Below are 23,344 nucleotides of genomic sequence, written 5' to 3'. Positions count from 1 at the left end.
AGTTATCAGGCGTCTGGCTGGGTCGGTGCGACGAGCAGGCTGCCGCGCCCGGAGGCCTGTGACGGCTTCAGCCTGAAAATCCGGGGGCGGACATAAAGCGCGCGAAGCGGTGTTTCCATGGCAAGACGATGCATGCCGAGGGCGATCATCAGCGTGGCGGCGGCGATTGCGAGGCTGGCCGCGCCGGTGTCTGCGAATATTCCGCTCATTTTCACCAGGGCCAGCAGCAGCTGTAGCGGGATGAAGAAGCCGAGATAGATCGCGAAAGACTGGCGCCCGGCATCCCCGATGAAATGGGCTGCCGGGATACGGGCGAGCAGCACGCCAGCGCTGATCAGCGCGAACGTCCCGGCAAAGCCGAGGATCAGCGAAACGATTGGCAGGCCCGCGATCCCCATAGCGACGAAGGCGGTGTGCACGCCCGCCCAGACCACCAGGGTCCAGCCAAGGTCACGCAGGCGGTTCACCGCCTTGTTTGCAAAACCGAACGCAAGGGATGCGCCCGCATAGCCGGCATAGAAGAACACGAAATTCGCCGCGAAATGATCGAGGACAGACCAGCCGAACTGGAACAGGCCTGCTGCCGCGAGGATCTGCAGCCCGGCCGCAGCGGCCAGAACCCGTGCCGGCTTCTGGCGGCGGATGGCCCGCGTGACGATGTAGAAAAGGAAGAGCTGCTGGATGAACCAGAGCGGGCTTTGCGGCGCGACCAGGCCATTGAAATAAAGGCGGGCAAGGCCGGGCAGGCCCTGCGAGAATGCACCGGCGTTCAGGATGACGGTTTCGATGGCGAGCCAGAGCGCGAAGAAATAGGCGAGGCGGAGGATCTTGCGGTCAAAATAGACCGGGGCCGAGCCGAAGAGCCCGCGATGCAGGAACAGGCCTGCAATGAGGAAAAAGGCCGGCACCACGAACGGACGGGCCCAGTCTGCGAGGCCGATCATCCAGTTTACGCCACCTTCCGGCGCGCCATAGCCAAGCGCTGCGACAGACATCACCACGAGAATGATGCCGATACCTTTTGCGTGATCGATCCAGGCGATGCGTCCGGCGGACATGCGGTTTTCCTCCCAGTTTGGGAAGATCCGCTGCAAGATTCGTGCAGAACGCGATCAGCGTGCCGGGAGGGGAGGGATTTTCCCGGTATCAGATGGTGGAATAGACCCGCAGGGCGTAGCGCGCCTGCTGCATGCTGTAGCCTTCCTTCACCGGCCCGCGGATCACACAGATGCGGTGCCAGAGCGGCCCGAGCAGCTGTTCGATGACTTCATCCAGGTCGAAATCCCGCCGGATCACGCGTTTCGCGGCCAGTTCGGCGAGCACCATGCGCATGGGCTGGCGGATGTCGCGGTTCATCCAGCCGCGCCAGGCTTCGCCGGCATGCTGGTCATCGGCGGCCGCCATCAGCGCACCGCGCAGCACGGCGTGGCCATTGCCGGTGCGGGCCGCCGCTTCCAGCGGGACGATCAGCGTGGCGATGCGCTCCTGCGGGTCGCGTCCGCCGTCTGGACTGTCGGGGATGAGAGCCAGGGCGGCATCCACACACATGGCCCCGATGGAGGGCCACCAGCGATAGATGGTCTGTTTCGAGGCGCTGGCGCGCTTGGCAACCGAGTCGACGCTGAACGTTCGCCAGCCGCTCTCGGCGAGCTCGGCCCGTGTCGCTTCCAGGATGGCGGAACGGGACTCCTCGCTGCGCGAAGGGCCCTTGCGGGAAGTTTTCTTCACGCTGGCATCTGTCGACATAGGTCTGGTCTCCCTGGCCGGTGCTGCGGGGGCCTCTTTCGGAACCCTAGGACAAACCGGTAAACAATGTCCGATTCAGATTGGCGACTTCTGCACTATGCAATAGAGAAGCGCCGGCAGGAACAGTCCCGGAAACGGGCCAGGCACAGGATTGGGACCATGAAGACGATTGAGGAACTGATTGAGGGCTACCGGCGCTTTCGCGGCGGCGTTTATGCGGAGCAGGCTGCGCTCTACCGTGAGCTCGGCGAGGGCCAGAGCCCGTCCATCATGCTGATCGCCTGCGCCGACAGCCGCGCCGAGCCCTCCGACATTTTCGCGGCGGCGCCGGGCCAGCTTTTCGTGGTGCGCAACGTGGCAAACCTCGTCCCGCCCTACATGCCAGACGGAAAGCTGCACGGCGTCAGTTCAGCGCTGGAATATGCCGTGAATGTGCTGAAGGTGAAGCACATCGTGGTGATGGGCCATGGCGGGTGCGGCGGTGTTCAGGCCTCTCTGGCGGGCGGCGACAATCCGCTGATCGGTGAGTTTGTGACTCCCTGGGTTTCGCTTCTGGACGAAGCGCGCGACCGGGTGCTGGAATCCGGTTCGATCAATCCGCAATTCTCGCTGGAGCTGGAAGGGATCGAAACCTCCCTCAAGAACCTGCTGAGCTTCCCCTTCGTGGAAAAGGCCGTCAGCGCCGGCGAACTGGAGCTGCACGGGGCCTGGTTTGCCATCAAGCATGGCGAACTTCACTGGCGGAACGCGAGCACCGGCCGGTTTGAGGTCGTCGACCGCTAAGTGTGCGGTGTGAAGGTCGAAATCGACGCAAACAGGGCTGACGCCAGCATGGCGAGCGCCGCCCCGCGATTGAACCAGCGGGTAAAGGCGGGCGACTCGAAATGGTGGTTCATGCCGTCGGCCAGCCAGGCATAAAGCGTCAGGCCGGTCATCTCGCACACCGTGATCGTGACCATCATGATCAGCGCCTGCGGCACGACCGGATGGGTCATGTCGAAATAGGACGGCAGCAGAAGGCCGAAAAACACGAGCGCATTCGGGTTCAGCAATTGCAGCCCCACACCACGGGCAAACAGCTTGCCCCGCGGCGGGGCGTCCTTTGCACTGGCATGGGGGCTCGACGGATCCGCCATGGCCAGTGACCAGGCAAGCCAGGCGATAAAGCAGATCCCGGCAATCTTCAGCCCGTTCAACAGAATGGGAAATTGCGCGGCAAAGGCCGCAATGCCGCCGGCGGCCAACGAGATCCAGAGCAGATTGGCGGCGGCCACACCCAGCGCCGGGAGGAGCGCCGTCGGCGCCCGATAGCGCAGCGACGTGCTCATCACCAGCATGACAGCCGGGCCAGGGGTCAGGCCGCCTGCAATGAACAGGGCAACCAGGGCAATCCAGACCGAAAGGTCCATTCAGGCCCCCGTCAGAGTCAGAGGATCAGCTCTCTGCGCCGCGCTTGACGGCGGCGTCGATCAGCTCGCGCGCCTTCTCGATGCCATACCAGCCCTCGATCCGGGTCCATTTGCCCTGTTCGAGGTCTTTGTAGTGCGTGAAGAAGTGGGCGATCTTGTCACAAAGCGTCTGCGGCAGGTCGTGATAGGTCGCGATCTTGTCGTAATAGGCCGTCAGCTTCGGATGCGGCACAGCGAGGATCTTCTCGTCCGGGCCTTTGTCGTCGGTCATCATCAGGACACCGACCGGGCGGGCGCGCACGACGGAACCCGGCACAAGCGGGCGGTTGCCGACGACCATGACATCGATCGGGTCACCATCCAGGCTCATCGTGTGGGGCACAAAGCCGTAATTACAGGGATAGCGCATCTCGGTGTAGAGATAGCGGTCGACGAACATGGCGCCGGAATCCTTGTCGATCTCGTATTTGATCGGATCGCCGCCGAGGGGCACTTCGATCAGAACGTTGAGGTCATCCGGCGGGTTCTGGCCCGCGCTGATCTTTGAAAGGTCCATTGTCTGCGCTCGCTTAGGGAGGAAGTGAGAGTTCGCGTGGCGATGGCCTTTTGAGGGCTTAACGTCAAGGGCGGCGTTGCCGCAGACGACTAATGTCTTAGGCCTCTGCCTTTACTTCTGCCGCTTCGAAGATCCGCATGGGTGCGCCGCCGGCAGAAAGGCGCCGGGCGGCTTTGACGAAATCCCGGCTCTCTTTGAGCGCGAAATGCGCTTTCAGGGCGGACATGTCCCGCCAGTACTCCACGAAAACCAGAAGGGCCGGATCGTCACAATCTCTGTGCACATTATGGGCGATACAGCCCTCTTCGGCGCGGGAACGGGCGCAATGTTCCTGGCAGAGGGCGACCAGCTCTGCCTCGGTGTCCGGGCTTGTGCGGACACTGCCGGTGACGATGATCATGAGGGGAGGACCTTTCAGTCGCGCACCAGCGCATAATTGAAACTGATCGATACGCGCGGGTCTTCAGACCGGTTGGGCATCACTTCATGGCGCAGCCAGGACTCCCAGAACAGGGCATGGCCTTCTTTCGGTTCGAGATAGACGAAGCGGCGGGCCGCTTCCGGGGCGTCGTCTTCGGGCTGGGGCGCACCCATCATGAAGGTGAGGCGCGGATCTTCCATCTTCAGCGTGCCGGCCCCGTCGGGCACGGCCACATAATAGGTGCCGGAAATCACGCTTCCCGGATGGATGTGCCCCGAATGGCTGCCGCCTTCGCCGAGAATGTTCACCCAGAGCGCATCGAGCTCAAGGTGAAAGCCGCCCATGTCCCAATGGAGTTCCTTTGCGAACGCGGCGGCCTGATCGTCTAGCAGTTCCTTCAGCGCGGCAAATTCCGGGAAGCGCTCCGGCAGATCGTCCAGCGAGGCATAAGATGTGTAGCCGTCATATCCCTGCTCGTCGCACCAGTCATTGCCGGCGGTGTCTTCGTCTTCCAGCAGCCAGCAGACAGCTTCGAGTTCGGCGCGCAGGGAATCGGTGCCGATTGCGGCTTCCTTCACGAGGGTGGGGAACAGGGATTTCAATGCCATTGGCTACACCAAAGAATGGCCCCGCCGGAGGGCCGGCGGGGCAGGGGACTTGTCCGGGGACGGTTTATTCAGCCGGCTTGATGAATTTCAGCGTCATCCGGTCGCTTTCGCCGATCGCCTTGTAGACTTCCGGATCCCAGCCCTCCGGCGCCTCTTCACCTTCCTTTGGCTGATTGCTGACGGGCGGCAGCGTCCAGACGCCAAACGGGTGATCTGCCGTATCGGCCGGATTGGCGTTGATCTCGGATGAACCCGCAAATTCAAAACCGGCATTTGCGGCAAGCGTTTTCACATAGTCTTCGTGGACATAGCCGCTGGAGGCTTTCGGGTCCTGCACGGCGGTGGAAGGCAGGCGATGCTCCACCACGCCAAGCACGCCGCCCGGCTTCAGGGCCGCATAGGCGTCGTTGAAGAATTTCTGTTCGTAGCCGCCAGCCATCCAGTTGTGGATGTTGCGGAAGGTCAGCACGGCATCTGCTGTGCCGGGCTCTGTCAGCGGGCCGCTGTTCGCGGAGAAGCCGGAATAGTCGATCGTGCCGAATGCGGGGTCGGTATAGTTCGACTTGAACTTCGCATTATTGGTTTCGATCCGGGCAACACGCTCGGCATCGTCGATGCCTTCGGGCGAGAACAGGACGGCGACCAGCTTGCCGCCGCCGGAAGCGAGCCACGGCGCCAGGATGTTGGTGTACCAACCGCCGCCCGGCCAGATCTCCACCACAGTGTCATCCGGTTCGACGCCCAGAAATTCCAGCGTCTCCTTCGGGTGGCGCCACTGGTCGCGGGCCTTTTCCTCTGGCGAGCGCAGCTCGCTGGCAATGGCGGCGTCCAGCGGGCTTTCGACGGCCGGCGCTTCGGGCGCGGCGGTATCTGTGTCGAGTTCTGCAATGGCTTCGGGGCTGTCGGCCGGGGCCGGTGCACAGGCTGCCATCACAGCCAGGGCAAGAAGAGAAGCGGATACGGCGGTTTTCATCATTGTTACTCCGTCGGTGAGACCTCTTGAACCGCCCTTTTAGGCACCCACATGTATCCTTGTCACGGTGCTGCCACGCGGGCTGTGACCGGATTTCGTGCCGGTGCCATCGATCGGGCCGGGTGTTTGCGACGTCCGAACCCCAATGGAGCCCCCCGTTCAGGGAGTTCCCAGTTGCTTTGAGACAGAGGACTGACTGACATGTCGAACATTGATCTGACCCCCCTTTACCGCACCATGGTTGGCTTTGACCGTATGGCCAACATGATCGATCAGGCCGCGCGCCTGGACGGCTCGCAGGGCTATCCGCCCTATAATATCGAGCGAGTCGACGAAAACGCCTTCGCCATCGAGATCGCCGTTGCCGGTTTCACGCAGGATGATTTGGAGATCGAAACGAAGGAAGGCCTGCTCACCGTGGCGGGCAAGAAAACCGACACCGAAGACGCCGGCGGCAAGGACTACCTGCATCGCGGCATTGCCCAGCGTAGTTTCATCCGGCGCTTCCAGCTGGCCGATCACATTCTCGTGACCGGCGCTCAGCTCGACCACGGCGTGCTGCGGATCGACCTTGTCCGGGAACTCCCGGAAGAGAAGAAGCCGCGCAAGATCGAGATCGGAACATCCGAATCGCCTCAGCCGAAACTGATCGGCAAGAAGAGCGCCGACGCCGCCTAAACGGCAGGATCTGACGGAAATAGAACGGCGCGCTCCGGGCAGGAGCGCGCCGTTTTCAATTTCAGCCTATGTCAGGCGTCAGCGCTGGCCGGCTTTTTGGTATGCCGGAACGCCTTCAGGCAGTCTGCGTCATCCAGGAAGGCGCTCAGCGTGGCCGAATCCTTCAGTGTCCGGCTGACAAACCGGTCGACGGCATTGAAGGCCTCGGCGGCGTGCTTCTGGGCCGATTGGACGAAGGGACCGCTTTCCAGTTCGGCTGAGACTTTGTCTGCACCCTTACGGGCCGCATCTGCATTCGCCTTGGCCCAGACCAGATAGGTCTTGCCGACTTCCTCAGCGAACAGCGGAGCCAGGGTCGGCGCCAGCGCGGACAAGTCAGCAAGCGGACCACCGGCTTTCGGGCCATCCATGTTCTCGCACCAGGCCACGACGAAGGGCGCGCGGTCTTTCAGCCATTCCGCCGGGGTCGGGTCCAGCAGCATCTGCTGGAACTGGGCGGCCAGGCTGAAATCGGCAAAAGCCGGGCGGCCCCCGAAGATGAACAGATGCTCCTTCAGGTGCGTGTTCAGCAAGTCCGCAAACCGGCGCCAGGAGGCGTCGAGGGCCGGCGCGTTTTCGGAAGAGGCGCCCACCAGCGGCAGGCGGTCTGCCATGCGCTCGGCAATCTGCACGGAAGGCTTCTTCCAAGCGCGCGGGCGTTTGCCGCCGGACAATTGCACCAGTGCGCGCAGGCCGGCCTGATCACGGTCGGGTTTGTTCGACCAGCGCTGCTGGAACATGCATTTGTTCAGCCATTCGTCGCCATAGTCTTCGAGAATGAGCGACAGCGCTGCCAGGGCCGGATCATCTGGCGTGGCCGATGGCTCAGGGTGCGAGGATTCGAGCGCGAAGAGCATGCGCGTCGATTCCTGGCTCACCGGACGATCCGGCGAAACCAGCAGTGGCACGGTCGCATGGCGTGCGAGCGCACGAAAATCGGTTTCCGTTTCGCGGGACCGCGTGACCCATTCGAACGCAATGCCCTTGTAGCGCAGGAACGCACGGACTTTCAGCGAGTAGGGCGAGGTTTCGGCACCGAAGAGGCGATAGGCTGACATGTCTCTGGCTCCCGGGTCGGTTCGGCCCCTGCTTAGGCATTTCAGTCCTGACTGCCAACCAGTGTTTGCCGCCACGCCTGTAAATGGGTATGCGCGTTGCAGACATTCTGACCTGACATGAAGGAGAGGCCCATGCGCGTGATGCACGTCATGGCCGGTGCCGCAGAGGGCGGCGCGGAAAACATCATGCTGGAATCGGTTCTGGCACTCGCGGAAGCGGGCCTGACCCAACATGTGGTCACCCGGCCCGACAATCAGTTTCGTGTGCAAAAGTTCCGCGAGGCCGGGATTGGCGTCGATGTGGCGGCCTTCAACAATGCCTGGCCGTTCCCGACCCGCCGTGTGCTGGGCGATGCGATCAAGGCGTTCAAGCCGGATGTCATCGAATACTGGATGGGCCGTGCCGGACAGTTCGCGCCGAAGGAATACCGCAACCGCTCGATCGGCTGGTATGGCGGCTATTACAAGCTCGCCCGCTTCGTGAACTGCGAATGGCATATCGGTCTGACCATCGACCTTCTGCGCCATATCCGTGAGCAGGGCGTCAGCGACGACCGGTCTGGCATCGTCCACACTTATGCGGATTTCGAAGGGGCAGACCCGGTGGACCGGGCAAGCCTCGACACGCCGGAAGATGCGCCTGTGGCGCTGGCGCTGGCTCGCCTGCATGAAAAGAAAGGCCTCGACACGCTTCTGGATGCCACCGCGAAAGTGCCGGGCCTTTATGTCTGGATCGCAGGGGAGGGCCCGCTTGAGGCGGAGCTGCGCGCGCACTGCAAGCGGCTGAAGCTGGATGACCGCGTCCGTTTCCTCGGCTGGCGGAATGATCGCGGCGCGCTGCTGGCGGCCTGCGATGTCGTGGCGTTCCCGTCACGCTATGAGCCGTTCGGCACGGTGACGGTGGATGCCTGGGCGGCCTCGCGCCCATTGGTTGCGGCAGATGCTGTCGGCCCGGCTGCCTATGTGAAGGATGGCGAGAACGGCGTTCTGATTCCGAAGAATGATGTCGACGCGCTGGCGAATGCACTCAGCAAGGTGATCTCGGACAAGGCATTCGCCGCGAAGATCGTCGCTGGTGGACGCGCTTCCTATGAGGCGCAGTTCAACAAGGCGGCGTTCCAGCGTGACTCGAAAGCCTTCTATCAGAAGATCATCGACTATGCGGGGCCGTTCCCGGGCTGATCGCGCAGTCGAAGGACGGGCGCAGGCTAGCCGACACTCGCGAAGAAGGCGCGGTAGAGCCCTTCGGCAGCGTGGCGGCCGGTGCCAACCTCGACCTGAATGCCAGCACGTCTCAGGCGCAGGATACCGCCATTGGCGACCGGGTGCGGGTCCAGCACGGAACAGACAACGCGGGCAATGCCGGCCTCTTCCAGCTTGACGGAACAGGACTTACCGCCGGCCGAGCGTTCGCGGCAGGGTTCCAGCGTGACATAGGCCGTCCCGCCGCGGGCAGCCTCGCCGGCTTCGTCCAGCGCGATCTCTTCCGCATGCGGGCGGCCGCCCCGGCCGGTCACGCCTTCGCCGACAATATGGCCATGGGAATCGAGGATCACGCAGCCGACGGACGGGTTCACGCCGGTCAGGCCGTGATTGAGACGGGCGAGCGCAAGCGCCCGCCCCATCATGCGCTGGTCGCGCCGTTTGCTCATGGCAGGTCCGGCAGGGCCTGTGCGCGCTCGGCATCGAGATACCGTACGGCCACCGGTTTCAGGTCGTCATCGAGATCGATCAGCAGCGGGTTGCCGGTCGGAATCTCGACGGACGTGATCTTGTCGTCCGGCACATTGAAGAGGTGTTTCACCAGCGCGCGCAGCGAATTGCCATGCGCGGCGATAACAACATCCTTGCCGGATTTCAGCACTGGCGCGATTTCGGTATCCCAATAGGGCAGCACGCGGTCGAGCGTCAGTTTCAGGCTTTCCGTATCCGGAATGTCGATGCCCTTGTAACGCGGATCGGTGGAGAGGTCCCAGGTGGAGCCCTTTTCCAGCGGCGGCGGCGGCACGTCATAGGAACGGCGCCAGACATGGACCTGATCGTCGCCATGCTTGGCGGCGGTCTCTGCCTTGTCGAGTCCGGTCAGGCCGCCATAGTGGCGCTCGTTCAGCTGCCAGGCTTTCTCAACCGGCATCCAGGCGCGGCCCATTTCCGTCAGCGCCAGCCACAGCGTGCGGATGGCGCGGGTCTGATAGCTGGTGAAAGCGGCGCGGAAATCCGCATCGACGCCCTTCAGCAGCTGGCCGGCCTTCTTCGCTTCGGCTTCGCCTTTTTCGGTCAGGTCTGCATCCCACCAGCCGGTGAAGCGGTTTTCGAGGTTCCAGGCGGATTGTCCGTGGCGGACGAGAGCTAGCTTCGGCATCGCGGTGAGAGGTCCTTTTGTGTTCCTGACGGTCTTTCTGGCGGCCTTTTCGGCTTAAAACGGCGCAGATTCAAGCATCCATGATCCGCATCAGCTCGGCCATGGCCAATACGACATGATAGCCGGTCGAGGCGGGCATGTTCTGGGACATGGGTTTGCCGGTCGAGTCGTACTGGTCGATCCAGCCGCCTTCCGGCGTCAGGTATTCGTCCATCAGCACATCGAAGCTGCGGCAGGCAGCGGCGGCGAAAGCGTCCTCGTCCGTCGCTTCAAACATGGCAATATGGGCTTTCAGCGCTTCGGTCTGTGGCCAGGTTCGGCGCGAGCCATTGGCAATGGCGCCTTCGCGGGTGACTTCCTGCAGGGCCCGGCCGTCTTCATCCAGCGTCGAGCAGGCAAACGCGTAGAGCCTGTCGGCGCGCGGGTGGACGGGCGTGCCGCTGGCCCGGGCATAGGCGTGCAACAGCCAGACCCATTCGAACTGGTGGCCGGGTTCCACAATGTCGGCGTCGCGGCCAGTTGGCTGGGTCCAGCCGGGGGCGAAATGCTCTCCCAGCAGGTCTCCGGGGCCGGCGGTGAAAAACCGGTCGAATAGGCTGACAATCTCGCCTGCGCGGGCGAGGTGGCCGCCGTCCGGATCGGCCCGGTGCAGGGCAAGGCAGGCTTCCAGCAGGTGCATGTGCGGGTTCTGGTGGCGCTTCTGGTCTGCCGGCAGGGATTCGAAATAGCCGCCATCCGGGGCCCGAAGCTTCGCGTCGACCGCTTTCAGGATGCCGTCCGCTGCCTCTCTGGCATGTTCCGCGCCATCGAGGGCGTTCACCGTTTCGGCCAGGGCAAACAGGACAAAGGCAGTGTCGTAGAGATCTGCCGAATTGTCGGTAAGCCCCCCGCCGGCGCTGTCCAGAACACGTCCGGCAAGGCCGTCAGACTGAAGGCAGGGGCCCATCAGAGCCTCAAGCCCCATCGCGACATGATCAGCTGCTGTGTCAGGTTTCCAGCCCATTTTCAGGGCTTCGGTGAAGACATAGGTCTGCCGCGCCTGGACCCGGACCCGGGTGGTGGCGTGATCGGCGGGCTGATGGTCGAGGGACAGGATCTCGCGGAACAGGCCGTGTTCGCCCACGCCTCGTTCTGACCAGAGCGGAAAGCAGGATTCCATCAGCCAGTTGCGGGCTTCGCGCGCCCGGCGCTTCAAGGCGGACTTTGACATATGGTGCAAACCCCGTAGCAGATGCGTCGGCAAATGCCGCTCGCCAGACCCGACGCGCTCCTGCTAACAGGAGCGGGCCTGATTGGCCAGCGGCGTCCACCCACTGGCGCAACCGGAACAGCACTGGGAGAGAAAGGCCCCGATGAAGGACAGGATTTTCTTCCCTCTCGCTTTGCTGGTGGCTGCCGGAATGGTCGGGATTGCGCTCATGCCAGGCATTGGCCGGTTACCGACTGGCGCGGTTACCGGGGATGGCGTCAATTATAGCGAAATCACCGTGTCCGGCGATTATCTCAACAAGATCATTGCCGGGGGCGACGCGGTCACCCGTCTGATTGATGGCCCGGATGGGCGCAAACAGCTCTATATCGAAGCGGATGCCGGCGTGCTGGATGCTGCACCGGAACTCGGGCCGCATTTCAGGCTGGCGGCGGATATGGAAGTCCAGTTCGCCGGCTACACGGTCCGGTGCACGGTTCGCGCCCGGCCGGCCGACGTCTCCGGCGCGCTGCAGATGCAAACCAATTATTCCGCCGGCCGCGTCGGCGATTCGGGCTGGCACGTCTTCGATCTCGAGCGCGGGTTTCAGGATTTCAGCTTCACCTATGATGTGCCTCTGATGGAAGGCGATCAGGGGGTCGATTATTTCGGCATCCGCCCGGTCGTGCCGGAAAAAACCCGCGCCCTGATCGTGGAAGAGGTGAAATTCGAACGCCTCCGGCGCTGGGCCGAAGACTGAGTCTGCGACCGTGTCACCGGCTTGCACCGTCAGGACCGGCCGTTAAGACTGGCGCTTCACCAGCGACCTCCCAGCAGGATGACTTATGCGTTTCTTTTCCACTCTTATGAGTGCGCTGATGCTATCGGCGTGCACGGCAACACAGATTCCGGAGACCGAATTGGCAGACACAGACCTTTCCAAGCCCGCTGACACCCTCCCGGGCGAAGACCCGTATCTCTGGCTGGAAGAGGTCGAAGGCGAGGACGCGCTCGCCTGGGTGCGGGCGCAGAATGACCGGACGCTGGCCGAATTGCAGGCCGACCCGCGCTATGCCGGGTTTGAGGCGGCTGCGCTGGACGCACTGAACTCGAAAGAGCGCATCGCTTATGGCGTGGTGCGGTCAGGCTATGTCTACAATTTCTGGCAGGACGATACGCATGTGCGCGGCCTGTGGCGCCGGACGCCTGTTGCAGACTATCGCGGCGACGCGCCGGACTGGGAAACCGTGGTCGATTTCGACAAGCTGGCTGCCGACGAGGGCAAGAACTGGGTCTACAAGGGCGCCAATTGTTTCGCACCGAAAGGCTCTGACGCCTATAAATGCATGGTTTCGCTGTCCGATGGCGGCAAGGATGCCGTGATCCAGCGTGAGTTTGACCTCGCCACCAAAACCTTCGTGGAAGACGGGTTTGTCACGCCGGAAGCCAAGCAGGGCCTCGCCTGGGCCGGTCCGGATACCGTCCTGATCGCAACCAATTGGGGGGAGGGCACGGTCACCGAGTCCGGCTATCCCTTTGTCGTGAAGCGCTGGGCGCGCGGCACGCCGCTGGAAAGCGCAGAAGAGATCTATCGCGGCGATGTCACCGATGTCGGCGTCTGGCCGATGACGCTGGAACTGGACGACGGCACCGTGCTTCAGGGCGCGGTCGAAGCGGAGACCTTCTTCACTTCCTCCTATTGGTGGTTCCCGGACGGGGAGGCGGCACCGGTCAAATGGCCGATCCCGCTGAAATCATCTCCGGCAGGGATCTATCAGGGCCAGTTCCTTGTCTCACTTCAGGAAGACTGGGCGCCGGAAGGCCAGGCAGACAGCTTCAAATCGGGCGACCTCGTCGCTTTCGATGTGGCAGCCTTCATGGAGACCCGCAAACTGCCGCCGGTCTCACTGGTCTTCCATCCGACCGATGCGCAGGCGCTGGAAGGGGTGAGCATTTCGAAAGACACGCTGCTGCTCAGCATCAGCGATACGGCGGTCGGAAAGATCTATCGCGCTGGTATGGCGGACGGGGAATGGGAGATCGTGCCGGTTGCTCTGCCGGGCGAAGGCCAGGCGAACATCGCCTTTGCCAGCGACCGCGAAAGCGAGATCTTCCTCAATTACGAAGACTTCCTCACCCCGGATTCCCTGCTGGAATATGATGCGGCGGCGGACACGGTGACCACGCTGAAAAGCCTGCCGGCGAAGTTCGATGCCAGCGGCCTGAAAGTCGTCCAGAAATTCGCGGTCTCGAAAGACGGAACCAAGGTGCCTTACTTCCTGGTCAGCAAGGCAGACATCCCGATGGATGGCACAACGCCGACGCTGCTCTACGGCTATGGCGGGTTCCAGGTGTCGATGAACCCGTCCTACAGCCCGGTCACCGGCCGGCTCTGGCTGGAACAGGGCGGCGCCTATGTGCTGGCCAATATCCGTGGCGGCGGGGAATTTGGCCCGGCCTGGCACCAGGCGGGCCTGAAACAAAACCGCCAGCGTATCTATGACGACTTCATTGCCGTGGGCGAAGCTCTGATTGACGATGGCGTGACCAGTCCGGACCATCTCGGCATCATGGGCGGCTCCAATGGCGGCTTGCTGATGGGTGTCATGCTGAACCAGCGGCCGGACCTCTGGAATGCGGTCGTCGTGCAGGTGCCGCTGCTCGACATGTTGCGCTATCACCTCCTGCTGGCCGGGGCGTCCTGGGTCGATGAATATGGTTCGCCTGACGTGCCGGAAGAGCGGGCTTTCTTGGAAACCATCTCGCCCTATCAGAATTTCGACGCAGCAAAGCCCTATCCGGAGCCGTTCTTCGTGACCTCCACCAAGGACGACCGGGTCCATCCGGGCCATGCCCGCAAGATGGCGAAGAAGTTCGAGGCGGCCGGCCTGCCATTCCTCTATTACGAGAACATCGATGGCGGGCATGCCGCAGCGGCGAACCAGACGGAACGGGCGAAACGCACGGCGCTGGAATTCACCTATCTCAGCCGCAAGCTGGCCGGGCCTGCGGGGGCGGAGTGAATCCGGAAGGGAGGCGCGCTGTCATCAAATTTCGATGAGATGCCCGGTTTTTCTATCTCAATGCCTTGCCAAAATTGCGGGGCATGAGACTGTCCGGGCATGAAACTGGAAGATCCGGGTCTTGAGAACGAGCTCGTCAGCCTGAAAGTGCTGACGGAAGACGACCGGGACATTCTGGCAGGAACCAGCGCGGTTGAGGCCATGTGGCAGTGGATGCCGGTCATCGCGACCGGCACGAATTTCCACTCCTATTTCGACCATACGCTCGAGCTGAAGAAGTCCGGCGACTACATTCCTTTCACGATCTGGCGAAAGTCGGACGGCGCTTTTGCCGGGGTGGTGGCCTATGCGGACATTTCCCGCACCCACCGGCGGCTGCGGATTGCCTCGCTCTGGATTGTTGAGGAGATGCGGGGCACGGCGATTGTCCCGGCCGTTCAGCTTGCCACGATCGAGCGGGCGGTCGCCTCGCGGATGCGGCGGATCGAGATCCTGACGCCGGAGAGCAATGAGCGCTCCATCCGGTCGATCGAGCGGTTCGGCGCAAAGCGCGAAGGCACGCTGCGCAGTTATTTCCGCATGGCCAATGGCACCTGGGCCGATATGGCCATCCTGTCGCTGGTCGGGGATGAGGCGGTGGCGTCGATCGCCCTGCTGCGCGACCGTGTGCGGGAACTGCAACAGGCTTAAATGCTTGACGGGCCGGCATTTCCCGTGCTTTAGCCCCGCCAAATCCGCGCAAATCCAGAAGCGCGCCTTGACCGTTCCCGTGAGGACAGCGAGGCCCCCCGCCCGGCGAAGTGTCGCTCAGCGGGGCTCTTGGTCTTTGCGTTGAAGCCAATCAGCGCCCATGTCAGGACGGTTCTGACAGACGGCATAAGGAGTAACGCGATGTTTGACGCCCTCAGCGAACGGCTCGGCGGCATATTCGACAATCTGACGGGGCGCGGTGCGCTTTCCGAGAAGGATGTGTCTGAAGCGCTGCGCGAAATCCGTGTTGCGCTGCTGGAAGCAGACGTCGCGCTGCCCGTGGTCAAGGACTTCATCGCCAAGGTGAAGACCCGCGCCGTGGGCGAGGAAGTCATCCGCTCCGTGAAGCCCGGCCAGCAGGTCATCAAGATCGTCTATGACGGCCTTGTTGAGATGCTCGGCGGGGAAGAGGCCGACACCAGCCTGCGCGTTGATACGCCGCCAGCTGTCGTGATGATGGCGGGCCTGCAGGGCTCCGGTAAAACGACCACGACGGGCAAGCTGGCCAAGCGCCTGTCTGAGAAGGGCCGCAAAAAAGTCCTGCTCGCCTCGCTCGACGTGCGCCGCCCGGCGGCCATGGAACAGCTGGCGATCCTCGCAGACCAGTGCGGCGACAATGTCAGCGCGCTGCCGATCGTTCAGGGCCAGCTGCCGGCAGACATCGCCCGCCGCGCGCTGAACGCCGCAAAGATCGGCGGCTATGACGTCCTCTTCCTCGATACCGCCGGCCGGACCAGCATCGACGAACAGATGATGACCGAAGCGGCCGAGATCGCAGAGATCGCCCGGCCGCAGGAAACGCTGCTCGTTGCAGACGCCCTGACCGGTCAGGACGCTGTCGAAACCGCGCGGCGCTTCCATGAGCGTCTGCCGCTGACAGGTCTTGTCCTGACCCGGATGGATGGTGACGGCCGCGGCGGTGCAGCGCTCTCCATGCGCGCGGTCACCGGCCTGCCGATCAAATTCCTCGGTGTCGGCGAGAAGCTCGACGGGCTCGATGCCTTCGATGCGAAGCGTGTGGCCGGCCGTATCCTCGGGCAGGGGGACATCGTCTCGCTGGTCGAAAAGGCCGCCGAGCAGATGGACGCCGAAAAGGCAGAGCGGATGGCGGAGAAGATGCGCAAGGGCATCTTCGACCTCAACGATCTCGCCGACCAATTGCGCCAGATGCAGAAGATGGGCGGCCTCGGCGGCCTGATGGGCATGCTGCCCGGCGCCCGCAAGGCCAAGCAGGCCATGGAATCGGCCAATCTCGACGACAATGTCCTGAAACGTCAGGAGGCGATCATTTCCTCCATGACCAAGGCAGAGCGCGCGAAACCTGCGCTGCTCAACGCTTCGCGCCGCAAGCGGATTGCCGCCGGCTCCGGCACCACGGTGCAGGACGTGAACAAGCTTCTGAAAATGCACCAGCAGATGGCCGGCATGATGAAGAAGATGCGCACCAAGGGCGGCATGAAGAACATGTTGAACATGGCGCAGCAGGCCGGCATTTCGCAGGCGGATCTTGCAAAAATGGGCGGGCAGCAATTGCCGGGCCTTGGCGGCGGATCGCTGCCGCCGGGCATGGGCGACCTGTTGGGGGGTAAAAAGAAATGACCGACATCGACACGACGCTGGCCAAGTTCCAGCTGAACCAGTTCCGCGACAGTATCGACAATCTCGATGCGATCCTCGTGCACACGCTGGCCGAACGCTTCAAGCTGACCCAGCAGGTCGGCAAGCTGAAAGCCCAGCACAATCTTCCGCCCGCAGACAAAACCCGCGAGGCAGAACAGATCGAACGGCTCCGCCAGATGGCGCAGGAGTCCGGGCTCGACCCGGCCTTTGCCGAGAAATTCCTCAATTTCATCGTGGCGGAAGTCATCCGCCATCATGAGCATATCCGCGGCCTTGAGGCCGACTAGAACATAGCAGAGACGCCAGTACACAGGAGATCACCCCATGGCCCTCAAAATCCGGCTCGCCCGCGGCGGGTCCAAGAAACGCCCTTTCTATTCCGTCGTTGTTGCCGACGCGCGCGCCCCGCGTGACGGCCGCTTCATCGAGAAGATCGGCACCTATGATCCGCGCCAGCCGAAAGACTCGGAAAACCGCGTGAACATCGACGCTGAGAAAGCCGCTGAATGGGTCCGCAAGGGCGCCCAGCCGACCGACCGTGTCGCCCGCTTCCTGTCGCAGCTCGAAGTCGACGGCAAGCCGATCGTGGCCTGGACGCACGGCAACAACCCGAACAAGGGTGAGCCGGGCAAGAAAGCCCAGGAACGCGCCAAGGAGCGTGAAGAAAAAGCTGCTGCTGCCGCAGAAGCGGCTGCTGAAGCCGCTGCCGCTCCGGCCGAAGAGGCTCCGGCTGAGGAAGCCCCGGCTGAAGAAGCCGCTTCCGAATAAACAGCCTGCCATCTGGCAAGCCATGGAAGGGCCGGCATCCATCAGGGTGCCGGCCTTTTCCGTATGGGGCCCGAAACCGGTCTCGAAGCTGAATGCAGGATAACGGGGAACCCTGAGGGGGTTCAGATCGCTTTGCCTAAAAGCGGCCTGTCCCGAAAGGAGCCTGTCATGAAGACCACATCCCTCGTTTCTGTCCTCGCCCTCGCAGCGGGCTTTGCCACACTCGCCATGCCAGCCAGCGCCGATTATCGCGGCGGGCATGATACCTGGCGCGGCGGTGACTTTCAGGGACGCCAGGGCGCCGCCGTGCTCTACGCCGATGCCGGTTTCCGCGGAGAGGCAATCCGGGTGGATGGCGCCATGCCCCGTCTTGACCGTTACAGGTTTAACGACCGGGCGTCCTCCATCGTGATCAACCGCGGCGTGTGGGAAGTGTGCGTGGACGCAGATTTCCGTGGCCGCTGCGAAATCATCGATGCCAGCACGGCCCAGCTGAACGACTACCGCCTGAACGACAATATCTCGTCGCTCCGTCCGGCCGCCTATGATCGCGGCTGGCGGGATGGCCGCCGGGAAGACCGGAGGGACCATTGGCGCGGCGGCGACCGCTGGGGCGGCGGGCAGGGGCTTGTCCTTTTCCCGGATTCCAACCAGCGCGGCCCGGCCATCGAGATCAGCCAGGACGTGCCGGATCTCAGCTACTACCGGTTCAACGACAAGGCCAGTTCGTTCTATGTCAGCGGCGGCACCTGGCAGGTTTGCGAACACGCCAACTACCGCGGCCGCTGCGAAATCCTGACCGCCGGAGCCGGTGACCTGAAACCGATCCGGATGAACGACAATATCTCGTCCATCCGCCGCTACAGCCGTTGGCGCTAAGGCGGCAGCACCTGCCGCTTGCCCTTGGCGCGCGCGCCGCTACACAGGGCGGAATGAGCGAAACTGCAGACAAAAGACTGATCGTGGTGGGCGTCCTGAAGGGCGCCCATGGCGTTCGCGGTGATGTGCGGGTGAAGAGTTTCACCGCAGACCCGGACGCCGTTTTCGATTTCGGTCCATTACTGGATGAGACCGGCAAGGTGATCCTGACCCCGAAATCGGCCCGTCCGGGGAAAGACCATTTCATCGTCCGCCCAAAAGAGCAGAAGCAGAAGGAAGACTGGGACGCCATGCGGGGCACGCTCCTGCATGTGCCACGCGCCAGCCTGCCGGATGCGGATGAGGACGAGTTCTACATTGAGGATCTCGTCGGGCTGGACGTCTACACCGGCGGCAGCGAGCGGGCCGGGCGTATCCGGGCGGTGCAGGATTTCGGGGCAGGGGACCTGCTGGACATCGACCTTGTCGGCGGCGGCAGCGTGTTCGTGCCTTTCACCCTGGCCGATGTCCCGGTTGTGGATCTCGCCGCCCGCCGCGTCGTGGTCGCGACTCTGGACGAATGGCTCGCCAGGGAAGACGAGGAAAGGCCGCCAGAGGCCTGATCCGTTTGTTGCGGGCCGTTCAGACAGGATTTGCCATACTTTCCACAAGACGATGTGAAAGTTTGGCCGATGATGAAGACATTCCTCCGCCTCCTGGCCGTATTCGCCGCCCCGATTGCGATGGCTGGCGGCGCCTTGGCTGATACAGAAGCCTACAGCTACGACCCGGCTGTGGATGATGGTCCGCCAACGCTGATCCTTTACAGCGGCGCCAATTATACTGGCGAGGTGCGCGAGATATACGACCCGATCCATGCGCTGCCGAACCTCCAGTTCAACGACCGGGCACGCTCCATCGCAGTGCTGGCCGGTCAGTGGGAGGTCTGCCAGCACAGCGACTTCACCGGCCGCTGCGTGTTCCTGCGCTATGACGTGCCGGACCTTGCCTGGTATGGCCTTTCCGGTGAGATCTCATCGGTGCGTCCTGTATATGAATATACAGATGCCGAGCATGGCCTGATGTTCGTTCGCGATGAGAATGGCTACATCCGGTATGTCGACGACGAGCAGTATGGTTATGACACCTACAGCTATGGCTATGGTGCTTCGACCTCGATCCAGGTCTATCATTACGGCTATTCGCCCGATTACCGGCGGTATGGGTACTACGACCCCCGGCTCGGCTATGACCCCTATGGGTTTGGTTGGGGCGGCTATTCAAGACCTTATTATTCCTCGACTTATTACCGCCGGGACCACCCGCCGCTGCGGGGCCATTATGGCGCGCGGGACGCGGCAGTAACCCTCTATACGGACTCCTATGACCGCGGTGCCTCTCTTGGCATCAATCGCGGCATCCGCGACCTCAGCCGCTACCGGTTCAACGATAATGTATCCTCGATCCAGATCCGGTCCGGCCAATGGGAAGTGTGCGAACACGCCAATTTTCAGGGCCGCTGCCAGATTATCGATGCGTCGGTGGACCGGCTGAACGGCCTGCGTCTCAACGACAACATCTCCTCGATCCGCCCGGTCGGCAGCACCGGACATGACCGGTGGGACCGGCATGACCGGGATGGCCGCCGCGGTGACCGGACGGGTCGTGGTGGCACGGGCCGGGACGGATCAGGCCGCGACGGAAGTGGCCGTGACGGGCGCCGGGGCGATGCGCCCCAGGTCGGCAGTCTTCCGCCCGCACTGCGGGGTACGCCGCCTGCAACGCCTGCTGCAGTTACACCGCCGTCGCGCCGGGGCTCGGTAACGCCGCAGCCTGACCGCCGGCCGGGAGACCGCCGCGTGGAACGCCGCAGGGATCCGGGCCTTGTCGGCGGACCGGCCAGCCGCGGCGGGGGCACGCCCGCACCTGTTCGCCCGCGGATTGAGCGCCCGTCCACGACGACGCCCGTCAGCCGCCCAGGCTCGCCACGGACCCTGACCCCGACAAGGCCTGATGTGCGCGTCACGCCGGGCCGGGACACGCGCCCGCCAGCCCTGCGCGGCGGTGGCCGTCCGGATTCGACGCCCACGCCCGTGACGCGCCGGCCGGCGACACCTGTCCCTGTCCGTACGCCGGCGCCGCAGATCAATGCGCCTGTCAGCCGGCCGAGGCCGTCGAGCCCGCCGCCACAGGCCAGGGCTCCAGTTTCGCGTCCTGCGCCGTCACCACCGCCGCGGGCCAGTGCGCCGCGCCCGGCGCCCCAGGCTGCGCCGAAACAGGATACGCGCCCGCCTGCCATGCGCAGCTCAGGCCGTCCGACACGGACGCAGGACTAGGTCTCAAAAGGCAATAAAGAACACCATGAAAAGACCATGTAGGGACCATTTATAGAATGGTCCCTGTATGTCTGGTGCGTCGCCGCTCAGTCCTGACCGGCGCGCGGGTCGTTCCACTCTCTGGCGATGCCATAGCCGCCCCGGCGGACCAGCCAGAACATGCCGATCAGGTCAAAGATCCCGGCACCCAGCCGCCCGAGGAAGCCGTATTTCGACTCCCCTGCGAGGCGCCGCCGGTCATTCACCAGCTCCTCGCGCACATCCCATCCCGCCCGCTTGATCAGCGCCGGCAGGAAGCGGTGCATGGAGGCAAAATAGGGCAGATCGCGGAAGGCCGCCGTGCGGATCAGCTTCCAGCCGCAGCCCGTATCGGTCGCATCATCTTGCAGCACGAAGCGGCGCACGCCGTTGGCGACGCGTGACTGCACCCATTTGAAGCCGGAATCGTTGCGGCTGTTTCGCTTGCCCGCGATGATGCCGAGCCGGCCCGGGGCGCCAGGGGCAATAATTGCCTTCCACAGGCGGGCCGTGTCGCCAGGATCGTTCTGGCCATCTCCATCCAATAATTGGACCCACTCACCGCGTGCAGCTTTCAGACCGGTGAACAACGCAGCGGACTTGCCCCGGCGCTGGATGTGGCTGAATACAAAAACCGTATCCGGATGCTTCGCTTTTGCCTCGGCCAGCTCCGTTGCGGTTGCGTCCGAAGACTCGTCGTTGACGCAGATGATCTCAAACGGAATGCCCACCAATTGTTCGTGCACTTCGTCGATCACGGGATGCACGTTTCCCGCTTCATTGAAAAAGGGAATGATGACAGAGAGGGCGGGGGTCGCGGACATATACCTTCCCGTATAGAAGACTGGGCCTTCCGGCAAACTTATTTGCGAGTGATTTGCAATGGACATCTATCACATCTGGTTCGATCTGAAGCCCGGCACGGACGAGCGGGCCTTCGTGGCAGCGCTACGAGCATTTCTAAATAGGCTGAAGGGAGATGGACAAATCGAGAGCTGGAGACTGATGCGCTGCAAGCTGGGCCTGCGCCCCGATACAGTCCGGGAGTTCGATGTCATGATTGAAACGCGGGACCTCGCCCAGCTGGACGAAGCCTTTCGTGTGGCAGCATCGCGCAAAGGACCCGTGGATGAGATGCACTTCGCCGCCAATGCTATGGTCACGAACGTAAAGTTCGGCCTGTTCCGCGATTGGCCGGATTGGGGGTGACGGAGCCACAGAGAATCACATAAGTAGAAATCTTGGTGCAGACAAACCCAAAAAGGGGAAATTTTGGGCTATAAAAACCTGCCATTATGGTCGAATCGACGGCGTGCAAAATTACTCAAAGAGTTCCACGAACTTTTTGTCGGATATTACAATGATCTGACAGCCCACGGCCACGGCGGGGAAGTAGTGGAGGGCAATGTAGCTCAACAAAATAGAGTAAAGCTCAACTATCTGATCACGGATGTTCAGAGAGCGATCATTGATGCTGGGTGCCACTCCATTGTAAGATATCAGGATGCACCCATTGCTGGCGGTCGTGTCCATAATATGGACCCAATCGCAAATTTATTCCGACTCTATAGATACCAAATGGATCCGCACTTTGTGACCGATGCCGTTGAGGCGGCAGTAGGTGTATATGACCGGGACTTTTTGAGTGCGTTGATTAGAACCTTAAATCCACTTTGGTGGGCCTGGAAATTGGTTGGGTGGTTGGCGAGCCTTCCTTTTGCGCTGATAGGCGCCGCAGGTTTCAACAGAGCTGCCGCAGAAGGCAGTGTTATCGGTAAGTTGTTCAAATTTATTGCAGAAATATCGATACTCATTCTCACGCTGCTTCAGATTGATCAGCTAGTATTCGCAGGAAAGTATTTGGTCCTTATAAAGGCTAATCTGCCAACTTAGCTGATGGACCCGCTTCGCTATCACCGCCCTTTAATTTCCCATCCCCCATCCCCGCAATCGCTTCGATAGCTTCCCACTCCGCGACGATTTCGTCGACATAGGCGACGAAGCTTTTGGCGTAGAAGGGTTTGGACTCCTGCCACCAGTCACGAATGGCGGCGGAATCGAGGCTGTCGCGCAGGCGGGCTTCGGTGCCGCCCCATAATTCTTCCTCGAATACGCCGAAGCGTCTGTGCGTATGCAGAACTTCATAATGGCGGAAACTGGCCGACAGGAAATTGGTTGCCCGGAGCCGCTCGGGCCGGGACCAGCTTTCCGGTGCGCCCTCTCTGGTGATCAGTTCGGCGAGATCCGGACTTTCGATGATCCGGCCAAGATTGGTGGACATCATCTGGGCGGAGGTTTGCGCCGCGGCCATGCGCGTCAGTTCCGCATTCTGCTTCAGCTGGATGCCGATAAAGACCAGCGTCAGCACAACGGCGGCGGACGCAAAAATGTTGGCAATGGTGGCGATGGTGTCGAGCATGTCTGATCCTCCCCAGGACTCACGCCAGGACTGGCACCATCAAGCGCCAGTGCCGAGGGAAGGTCAATTCGTCCGGGCGGCCTCCGCCATGAAGGCGTCGTGGCGCAGGCAGGCGCGGATGGCATTCAGCATCAGCAGGCCAAGGCCGAAATAGGCGATGGTCCACGCAACGCCGAAGAGGCCGCCATCAATGCCTGACAGGGCACACAGGAAGAACAGCGCCATCAGCAGGATGGCGCTGACCAGGCCGCGCCCGGTCGAAACGCGCCAGGCCAGAACGAGGATGACGGCGATCTCTGCGCCAGTGAGAAGGAGCTGGATGGCCGGGCTGGCGCCGGCCCCCTGCAGACCTGCGCCGGAGCCACCGAACGCAGACCCGCCAAGAAAGCTGTCGAGCAGGATCAGACAGACGAACACCAATCCGGCGATCGCGCCGCCTTTTGCCAGACGCATCACATCCCCCACGGATGTGATTTCCGGAAAAAGCCTGTCCATTTTTGATTCCCCACTAAC

Annotated in this window: 28 protein-coding genes; 14 read left to right on the top strand and 14 right to left on the bottom strand. The window is 62.5% G+C overall.

What is annotated here, in order from left to right; translation table 11 throughout:
* Positions 1–5 precede the first annotated feature (5 nt).
* A complete protein-coding gene (locus tag HJA_RS09330; RefSeq protein WP_051597548.1) occupies positions 6–1,058 on the bottom strand; it encodes an acyltransferase family protein in 1,053 nt (350 codons plus the stop codon).
* 88 nt (positions 1,059–1,146) lie between these two features.
* Positions 1,147–1,746 carry a TetR/AcrR family transcriptional regulator gene (locus tag HJA_RS09325; protein ID WP_035581343.1) on the bottom strand — a complete coding sequence of 200 codons (600 nt, stop codon included), beginning with the start codon at positions 1,744–1,746 and terminating at the stop codon, positions 1,147–1,149.
* Between the two features lie 159 nt (positions 1,747–1,905).
* Here HJA_RS09325 and HJA_RS09320 point away from each other — a divergent pair, with 159 nt between their 5' ends.
* Entirely contained in the window at positions 1,906–2,529 is a 624-nt protein-coding gene (locus HJA_RS09320) for a carbonic anhydrase (RefSeq protein ID WP_035581342.1), read from the top strand.
* On the opposite strand, the gene HJA_RS09315 is transcribed toward HJA_RS09320, so the two are convergent.
* The 5 genes from HJA_RS09315 to HJA_RS09295 form a co-directional block, all read right to left on the bottom strand.
* On the bottom strand, positions 2,526–3,155 hold the full coding sequence (locus tag HJA_RS09315; protein ID WP_035581332.1) for a LysE family translocator: 630 nt from the start codon (positions 3,153–3,155) through the stop codon (positions 2,526–2,528). The two genes, HJA_RS09320 and HJA_RS09315, sit on opposite strands and share 4 nt — an antisense overlap.
* A 25-nt stretch (positions 3,156–3,180) precedes the next feature.
* Positions 3,181–3,711: an inorganic diphosphatase gene (ppa, locus tag HJA_RS09310; protein ID WP_035581329.1), complete on the bottom strand. Its 531-nt coding sequence runs from the start codon at positions 3,709–3,711 to the stop codon at positions 3,181–3,183.
* A 97-nt stretch (positions 3,712–3,808) separates the two neighbouring features.
* Complete coding sequence (locus tag HJA_RS09305; RefSeq protein WP_035581327.1) at positions 3,809–4,111, bottom strand: putative quinol monooxygenase; 303 nt, start codon at positions 4,109–4,111, stop codon at positions 3,809–3,811.
* 14 nt (positions 4,112–4,125) lie between these two features.
* Positions 4,126–4,740, bottom strand: coding sequence for a TIGR02466 family protein (locus tag HJA_RS09300; protein ID WP_035581325.1), 615 nt, complete (start codon positions 4,738–4,740; stop codon positions 4,126–4,128).
* 64 nt (positions 4,741–4,804) lie between these two features.
* A complete protein-coding gene (locus HJA_RS09295) occupies positions 4,805–5,716 on the bottom strand; it encodes a class I SAM-dependent methyltransferase (protein WP_241764333.1) in 912 nt (303 codons plus the stop codon).
* Positions 5,717–5,914: 198 nt separating this feature from the next.
* On the opposite strand from HJA_RS09295, the gene HJA_RS09290 reads away from it, so the two are divergent.
* The gene (locus HJA_RS09290; protein ID WP_035581320.1) at positions 5,915–6,391 is read left to right on the top strand and encodes an Hsp20 family protein; all 477 of its coding nucleotides are present in this window, start codon (positions 5,915–5,917) and stop codon (positions 6,389–6,391) included.
* A 71-nt stretch (positions 6,392–6,462) separates the two neighbouring features.
* Here HJA_RS09290 and HJA_RS09285 read toward each other — a convergent pair whose 3' ends face one another.
* Complete coding sequence (locus tag HJA_RS09285; protein ID WP_051597547.1) at positions 6,463–7,488, bottom strand: glutathione S-transferase family protein; 1,026 nt, start codon at positions 7,486–7,488, stop codon at positions 6,463–6,465.
* A 132-nt stretch (positions 7,489–7,620) separates the two neighbouring features.
* Between HJA_RS09285 and HJA_RS09280 the strand changes: the two genes are divergently transcribed.
* On the top strand, positions 7,621–8,670 hold the full coding sequence (locus HJA_RS09280) for a glycosyltransferase (RefSeq protein WP_035581319.1): 1,050 nt from the start codon (positions 7,621–7,623) through the stop codon (positions 8,668–8,670).
* A 26-nt stretch (positions 8,671–8,696) separates the two neighbouring features.
* Here HJA_RS09280 and HJA_RS09275 read toward each other — a convergent pair whose 3' ends face one another.
* The 3 genes from HJA_RS09275 to HJA_RS09265 form a co-directional block, all read right to left on the bottom strand.
* Positions 8,697–9,140, bottom strand: coding sequence for a bifunctional diaminohydroxyphosphoribosylaminopyrimidine deaminase/5-amino-6-(5-phosphoribosylamino)uracil reductase RibD (locus HJA_RS09275; protein WP_035581316.1), 444 nt, complete (start codon positions 9,138–9,140; stop codon positions 8,697–8,699).
* Positions 9,137–9,850, bottom strand: a complete 714-nt coding sequence (gene gpmA, locus HJA_RS09270) for a 2,3-diphosphoglycerate-dependent phosphoglycerate mutase (RefSeq protein WP_035581313.1) — start codon at positions 9,848–9,850, stop codon at positions 9,137–9,139. Before gpmA ends, HJA_RS09275 begins: the two co-directional genes overlap by 4 nt.
* 70 nt (positions 9,851–9,920) lie before the next feature.
* Positions 9,921–11,060, bottom strand: a complete 1,140-nt coding sequence (locus tag HJA_RS09265) for an AGE family epimerase/isomerase (protein ID WP_035581311.1) — start codon at positions 11,058–11,060, stop codon at positions 9,921–9,923.
* Positions 11,061–11,202: 142 nt separating this feature from the next.
* Between HJA_RS09265 and HJA_RS09260 the strand changes: the two genes are divergently transcribed.
* From HJA_RS09260 to HJA_RS18000, 9 genes are all read left to right on the top strand, one after another.
* Positions 11,203–11,799 (top strand): hypothetical protein, encoded by a 597-nt coding sequence (locus HJA_RS09260; RefSeq protein ID WP_035581308.1) that lies wholly within the window; start codon positions 11,203–11,205, stop codon positions 11,797–11,799.
* Positions 11,800–11,959: 160 nt separating this feature from the next.
* On the top strand, positions 11,960–14,062 hold the full coding sequence (locus HJA_RS09255) for a prolyl oligopeptidase family serine peptidase (RefSeq protein ID WP_241764332.1): 2,103 nt from the start codon (positions 11,960–11,962) through the stop codon (positions 14,060–14,062).
* A gap of 99 nt (positions 14,063–14,161) precedes the next feature.
* Positions 14,162–14,752 (top strand): GNAT family N-acetyltransferase, encoded by a 591-nt coding sequence (locus tag HJA_RS18010; RefSeq protein ID WP_051597545.1) that lies wholly within the window; start codon positions 14,162–14,164, stop codon positions 14,750–14,752.
* Between the two features lie 201 nt (positions 14,753–14,953).
* Complete coding sequence (gene ffh / locus HJA_RS09245; protein WP_035581303.1) at positions 14,954–16,411, top strand: signal recognition particle protein; 1,458 nt, start codon at positions 14,954–14,956, stop codon at positions 16,409–16,411.
* A complete protein-coding gene (locus HJA_RS09240; protein ID WP_035581301.1) occupies positions 16,408–16,719 on the top strand; it encodes a chorismate mutase in 312 nt (103 codons plus the stop codon). Before ffh ends, HJA_RS09240 begins: the two co-directional genes overlap by 4 nt.
* 37 nt (positions 16,720–16,756) lie before the next feature.
* Positions 16,757–17,200: a 30S ribosomal protein S16 gene (rpsP, locus tag HJA_RS18880; RefSeq protein ID WP_035581298.1), complete on the top strand. Its 444-nt coding sequence runs from the start codon at positions 16,757–16,759 to the stop codon at positions 17,198–17,200.
* Between the two features lie 168 nt (positions 17,201–17,368).
* The gene (locus HJA_RS18005) at positions 17,369–18,079 is read left to right on the top strand and encodes a beta/gamma crystallin-related protein (RefSeq protein ID WP_051597544.1); all 711 of its coding nucleotides are present in this window, start codon (positions 17,369–17,371) and stop codon (positions 18,077–18,079) included.
* A gap of 53 nt (positions 18,080–18,132) precedes the next feature.
* Positions 18,133–18,681 carry a ribosome maturation factor RimM gene (gene rimM, locus HJA_RS09220; protein ID WP_035581295.1) on the top strand — a complete coding sequence of 183 codons (549 nt, stop codon included), beginning with the start codon at positions 18,133–18,135 and terminating at the stop codon, positions 18,679–18,681.
* 69 nt (positions 18,682–18,750) lie between these two features.
* The gene (locus HJA_RS18000) at positions 18,751–20,394 is read left to right on the top strand and encodes a beta/gamma crystallin-related protein (protein ID WP_051597543.1); all 1,644 of its coding nucleotides are present in this window, start codon (positions 18,751–18,753) and stop codon (positions 20,392–20,394) included.
* Positions 20,395–20,480: 86 nt separating this feature from the next.
* Here the strand turns inward: HJA_RS18000 and HJA_RS09210 are convergent, their stop codons facing one another.
* Positions 20,481–21,236 (bottom strand): glycosyltransferase family 2 protein, encoded by a 756-nt coding sequence (locus HJA_RS09210; RefSeq protein ID WP_035581292.1) that lies wholly within the window; start codon positions 21,234–21,236, stop codon positions 20,481–20,483.
* A gap of 58 nt (positions 21,237–21,294) precedes the next feature.
* Here HJA_RS09210 and HJA_RS09205 point away from each other — a divergent pair, with 58 nt between their 5' ends.
* Together HJA_RS09205 and HJA_RS18555 are read left to right on the top strand one after the other, a co-directional pair.
* Positions 21,295–21,621: a DUF6614 family protein gene (locus tag HJA_RS09205; RefSeq protein ID WP_035581289.1), complete on the top strand. Its 327-nt coding sequence runs from the start codon at positions 21,295–21,297 to the stop codon at positions 21,619–21,621.
* Positions 21,622–21,684: 63 nt separating this feature from the next.
* Entirely contained in the window at positions 21,685–22,305 is a 621-nt protein-coding gene (locus HJA_RS18555; RefSeq protein WP_155839912.1) for a hypothetical protein, read from the top strand.
* Here HJA_RS18555 and HJA_RS09190 read toward each other — a convergent pair.
* A complete protein-coding gene (locus HJA_RS09190; RefSeq protein WP_035581282.1) occupies positions 22,289–22,831 on the bottom strand; it encodes a hypothetical protein in 543 nt (180 codons plus the stop codon). The genes HJA_RS18555 and HJA_RS09190 overlap by 17 nt on opposite strands.
* Before the next feature lie 63 nt (positions 22,832–22,894).
* Positions 22,895–23,326 (bottom strand): hypothetical protein, encoded by a 432-nt coding sequence (locus tag HJA_RS09185; protein ID WP_035581280.1) that lies wholly within the window; start codon positions 23,324–23,326, stop codon positions 22,895–22,897.
* Between the last annotated feature and the right edge of the window lie 18 nt (positions 23,327–23,344).

Origin of the sequence: Hyphomonas jannaschiana VP2 (assembly GCF_000685215.1) — a bacterium.
In the GTDB taxonomy this organism is placed as follows: Bacteria; Pseudomonadota; Alphaproteobacteria; order Caulobacterales; family Hyphomonadaceae; genus Hyphomonas; species Hyphomonas jannaschiana.
Note: the sequence above shows the minus strand (reverse complement) of the source record. Positions and strands in the feature narration are given on the sequence as shown.

Coding starts and splice junctions, on each gene's coding strand:
- HJA_RS09325 (WP_035581343.1), bottom strand. CDS start 1,746: ATGTCGACAGATGCCAGCGTGAAGAAAACTTCCCGCAAGGGCCCTTCG.
- HJA_RS09330 (WP_051597548.1), bottom strand. CDS start 1,058: ATGTCCGCCGGACGCATCGCCTGGATCGATCACGCAAAAGGTATCGGC.
- HJA_RS09300 (WP_035581325.1), bottom strand. CDS start 4,740: ATGGCATTGAAATCCCTGTTCCCCACCCTCGTGAAGGAAGCCGCAATC.
- HJA_RS09185 (WP_035581280.1), bottom strand. CDS start 23,326: ATGGACAGGCTTTTTCCGGAAATCACATCCGTGGGGGATGTGATGCGT.
- HJA_RS09295 (WP_241764333.1), bottom strand. CDS start 5,716: ATGATGAAAACCGCCGTATCCGCTTCTCTTCTTGCCCTGGCTGTGATG.
- HJA_RS09210 (WP_035581292.1), bottom strand. CDS start 21,236: ATGTCCGCGACCCCCGCCCTCTCTGTCATCATTCCCTTTTTCAATGAA.
- HJA_RS09320 (WP_035581342.1), top strand. CDS start 1,906: ATGAAGACGATTGAGGAACTGATTGAGGGCTACCGGCGCTTTCGCGGC.
- HJA_RS09190 (WP_035581282.1), bottom strand. CDS start 22,831: ATGCTCGACACCATCGCCACCATTGCCAACATTTTTGCGTCCGCCGCC.
- HJA_RS09240 (WP_035581301.1), top strand. CDS start 16,408: ATGACCGACATCGACACGACGCTGGCCAAGTTCCAGCTGAACCAGTTC.
- HJA_RS18000 (WP_051597543.1), top strand. CDS start 18,751: ATGATGAAGACATTCCTCCGCCTCCTGGCCGTATTCGCCGCCCCGATT.
- HJA_RS09260 (WP_035581308.1), top strand. CDS start 11,203: ATGAAGGACAGGATTTTCTTCCCTCTCGCTTTGCTGGTGGCTGCCGGA.
- HJA_RS09275 (WP_035581316.1), bottom strand. CDS start 9,140: ATGAGCAAACGGCGCGACCAGCGCATGATGGGGCGGGCGCTTGCGCTC.
- HJA_RS09285 (WP_051597547.1), bottom strand. CDS start 7,488: ATGTCAGCCTATCGCCTCTTCGGTGCCGAAACCTCGCCCTACTCGCTG.
- HJA_RS18005 (WP_051597544.1), top strand. CDS start 17,369: ATGAAGACCACATCCCTCGTTTCTGTCCTCGCCCTCGCAGCGGGCTTT.
- HJA_RS09305 (WP_035581327.1), bottom strand. CDS start 4,111: ATGATCATCGTCACCGGCAGTGTCCGCACAAGCCCGGACACCGAGGCA.
- HJA_RS09290 (WP_035581320.1), top strand. CDS start 5,915: ATGTCGAACATTGATCTGACCCCCCTTTACCGCACCATGGTTGGCTTT.
- HJA_RS09265 (WP_035581311.1), bottom strand. CDS start 11,060: ATGTCAAAGTCCGCCTTGAAGCGCCGGGCGCGCGAAGCCCGCAACTGG.
- ppa (WP_035581329.1), bottom strand. CDS start 3,711: ATGGACCTTTCAAAGATCAGCGCGGGCCAGAACCCGCCGGATGACCTC.
- rimM (WP_035581295.1), top strand. CDS start 18,133: ATGAGCGAAACTGCAGACAAAAGACTGATCGTGGTGGGCGTCCTGAAG.
- rpsP (WP_035581298.1), top strand. CDS start 16,757: ATGGCCCTCAAAATCCGGCTCGCCCGCGGCGGGTCCAAGAAACGCCCT.
- ffh (WP_035581303.1), top strand. CDS start 14,954: ATGTTTGACGCCCTCAGCGAACGGCTCGGCGGCATATTCGACAATCTG.
- HJA_RS18010 (WP_051597545.1), top strand. CDS start 14,162: ATGAAACTGGAAGATCCGGGTCTTGAGAACGAGCTCGTCAGCCTGAAA.
- HJA_RS09205 (WP_035581289.1), top strand. CDS start 21,295: ATGGACATCTATCACATCTGGTTCGATCTGAAGCCCGGCACGGACGAG.
- gpmA (WP_035581313.1), bottom strand. CDS start 9,850: ATGCCGAAGCTAGCTCTCGTCCGCCACGGACAATCCGCCTGGAACCTC.
- HJA_RS09315 (WP_035581332.1), bottom strand. CDS start 3,155: ATGGACCTTTCGGTCTGGATTGCCCTGGTTGCCCTGTTCATTGCAGGC.
- HJA_RS09280 (WP_035581319.1), top strand. CDS start 7,621: ATGCGCGTGATGCACGTCATGGCCGGTGCCGCAGAGGGCGGCGCGGAA.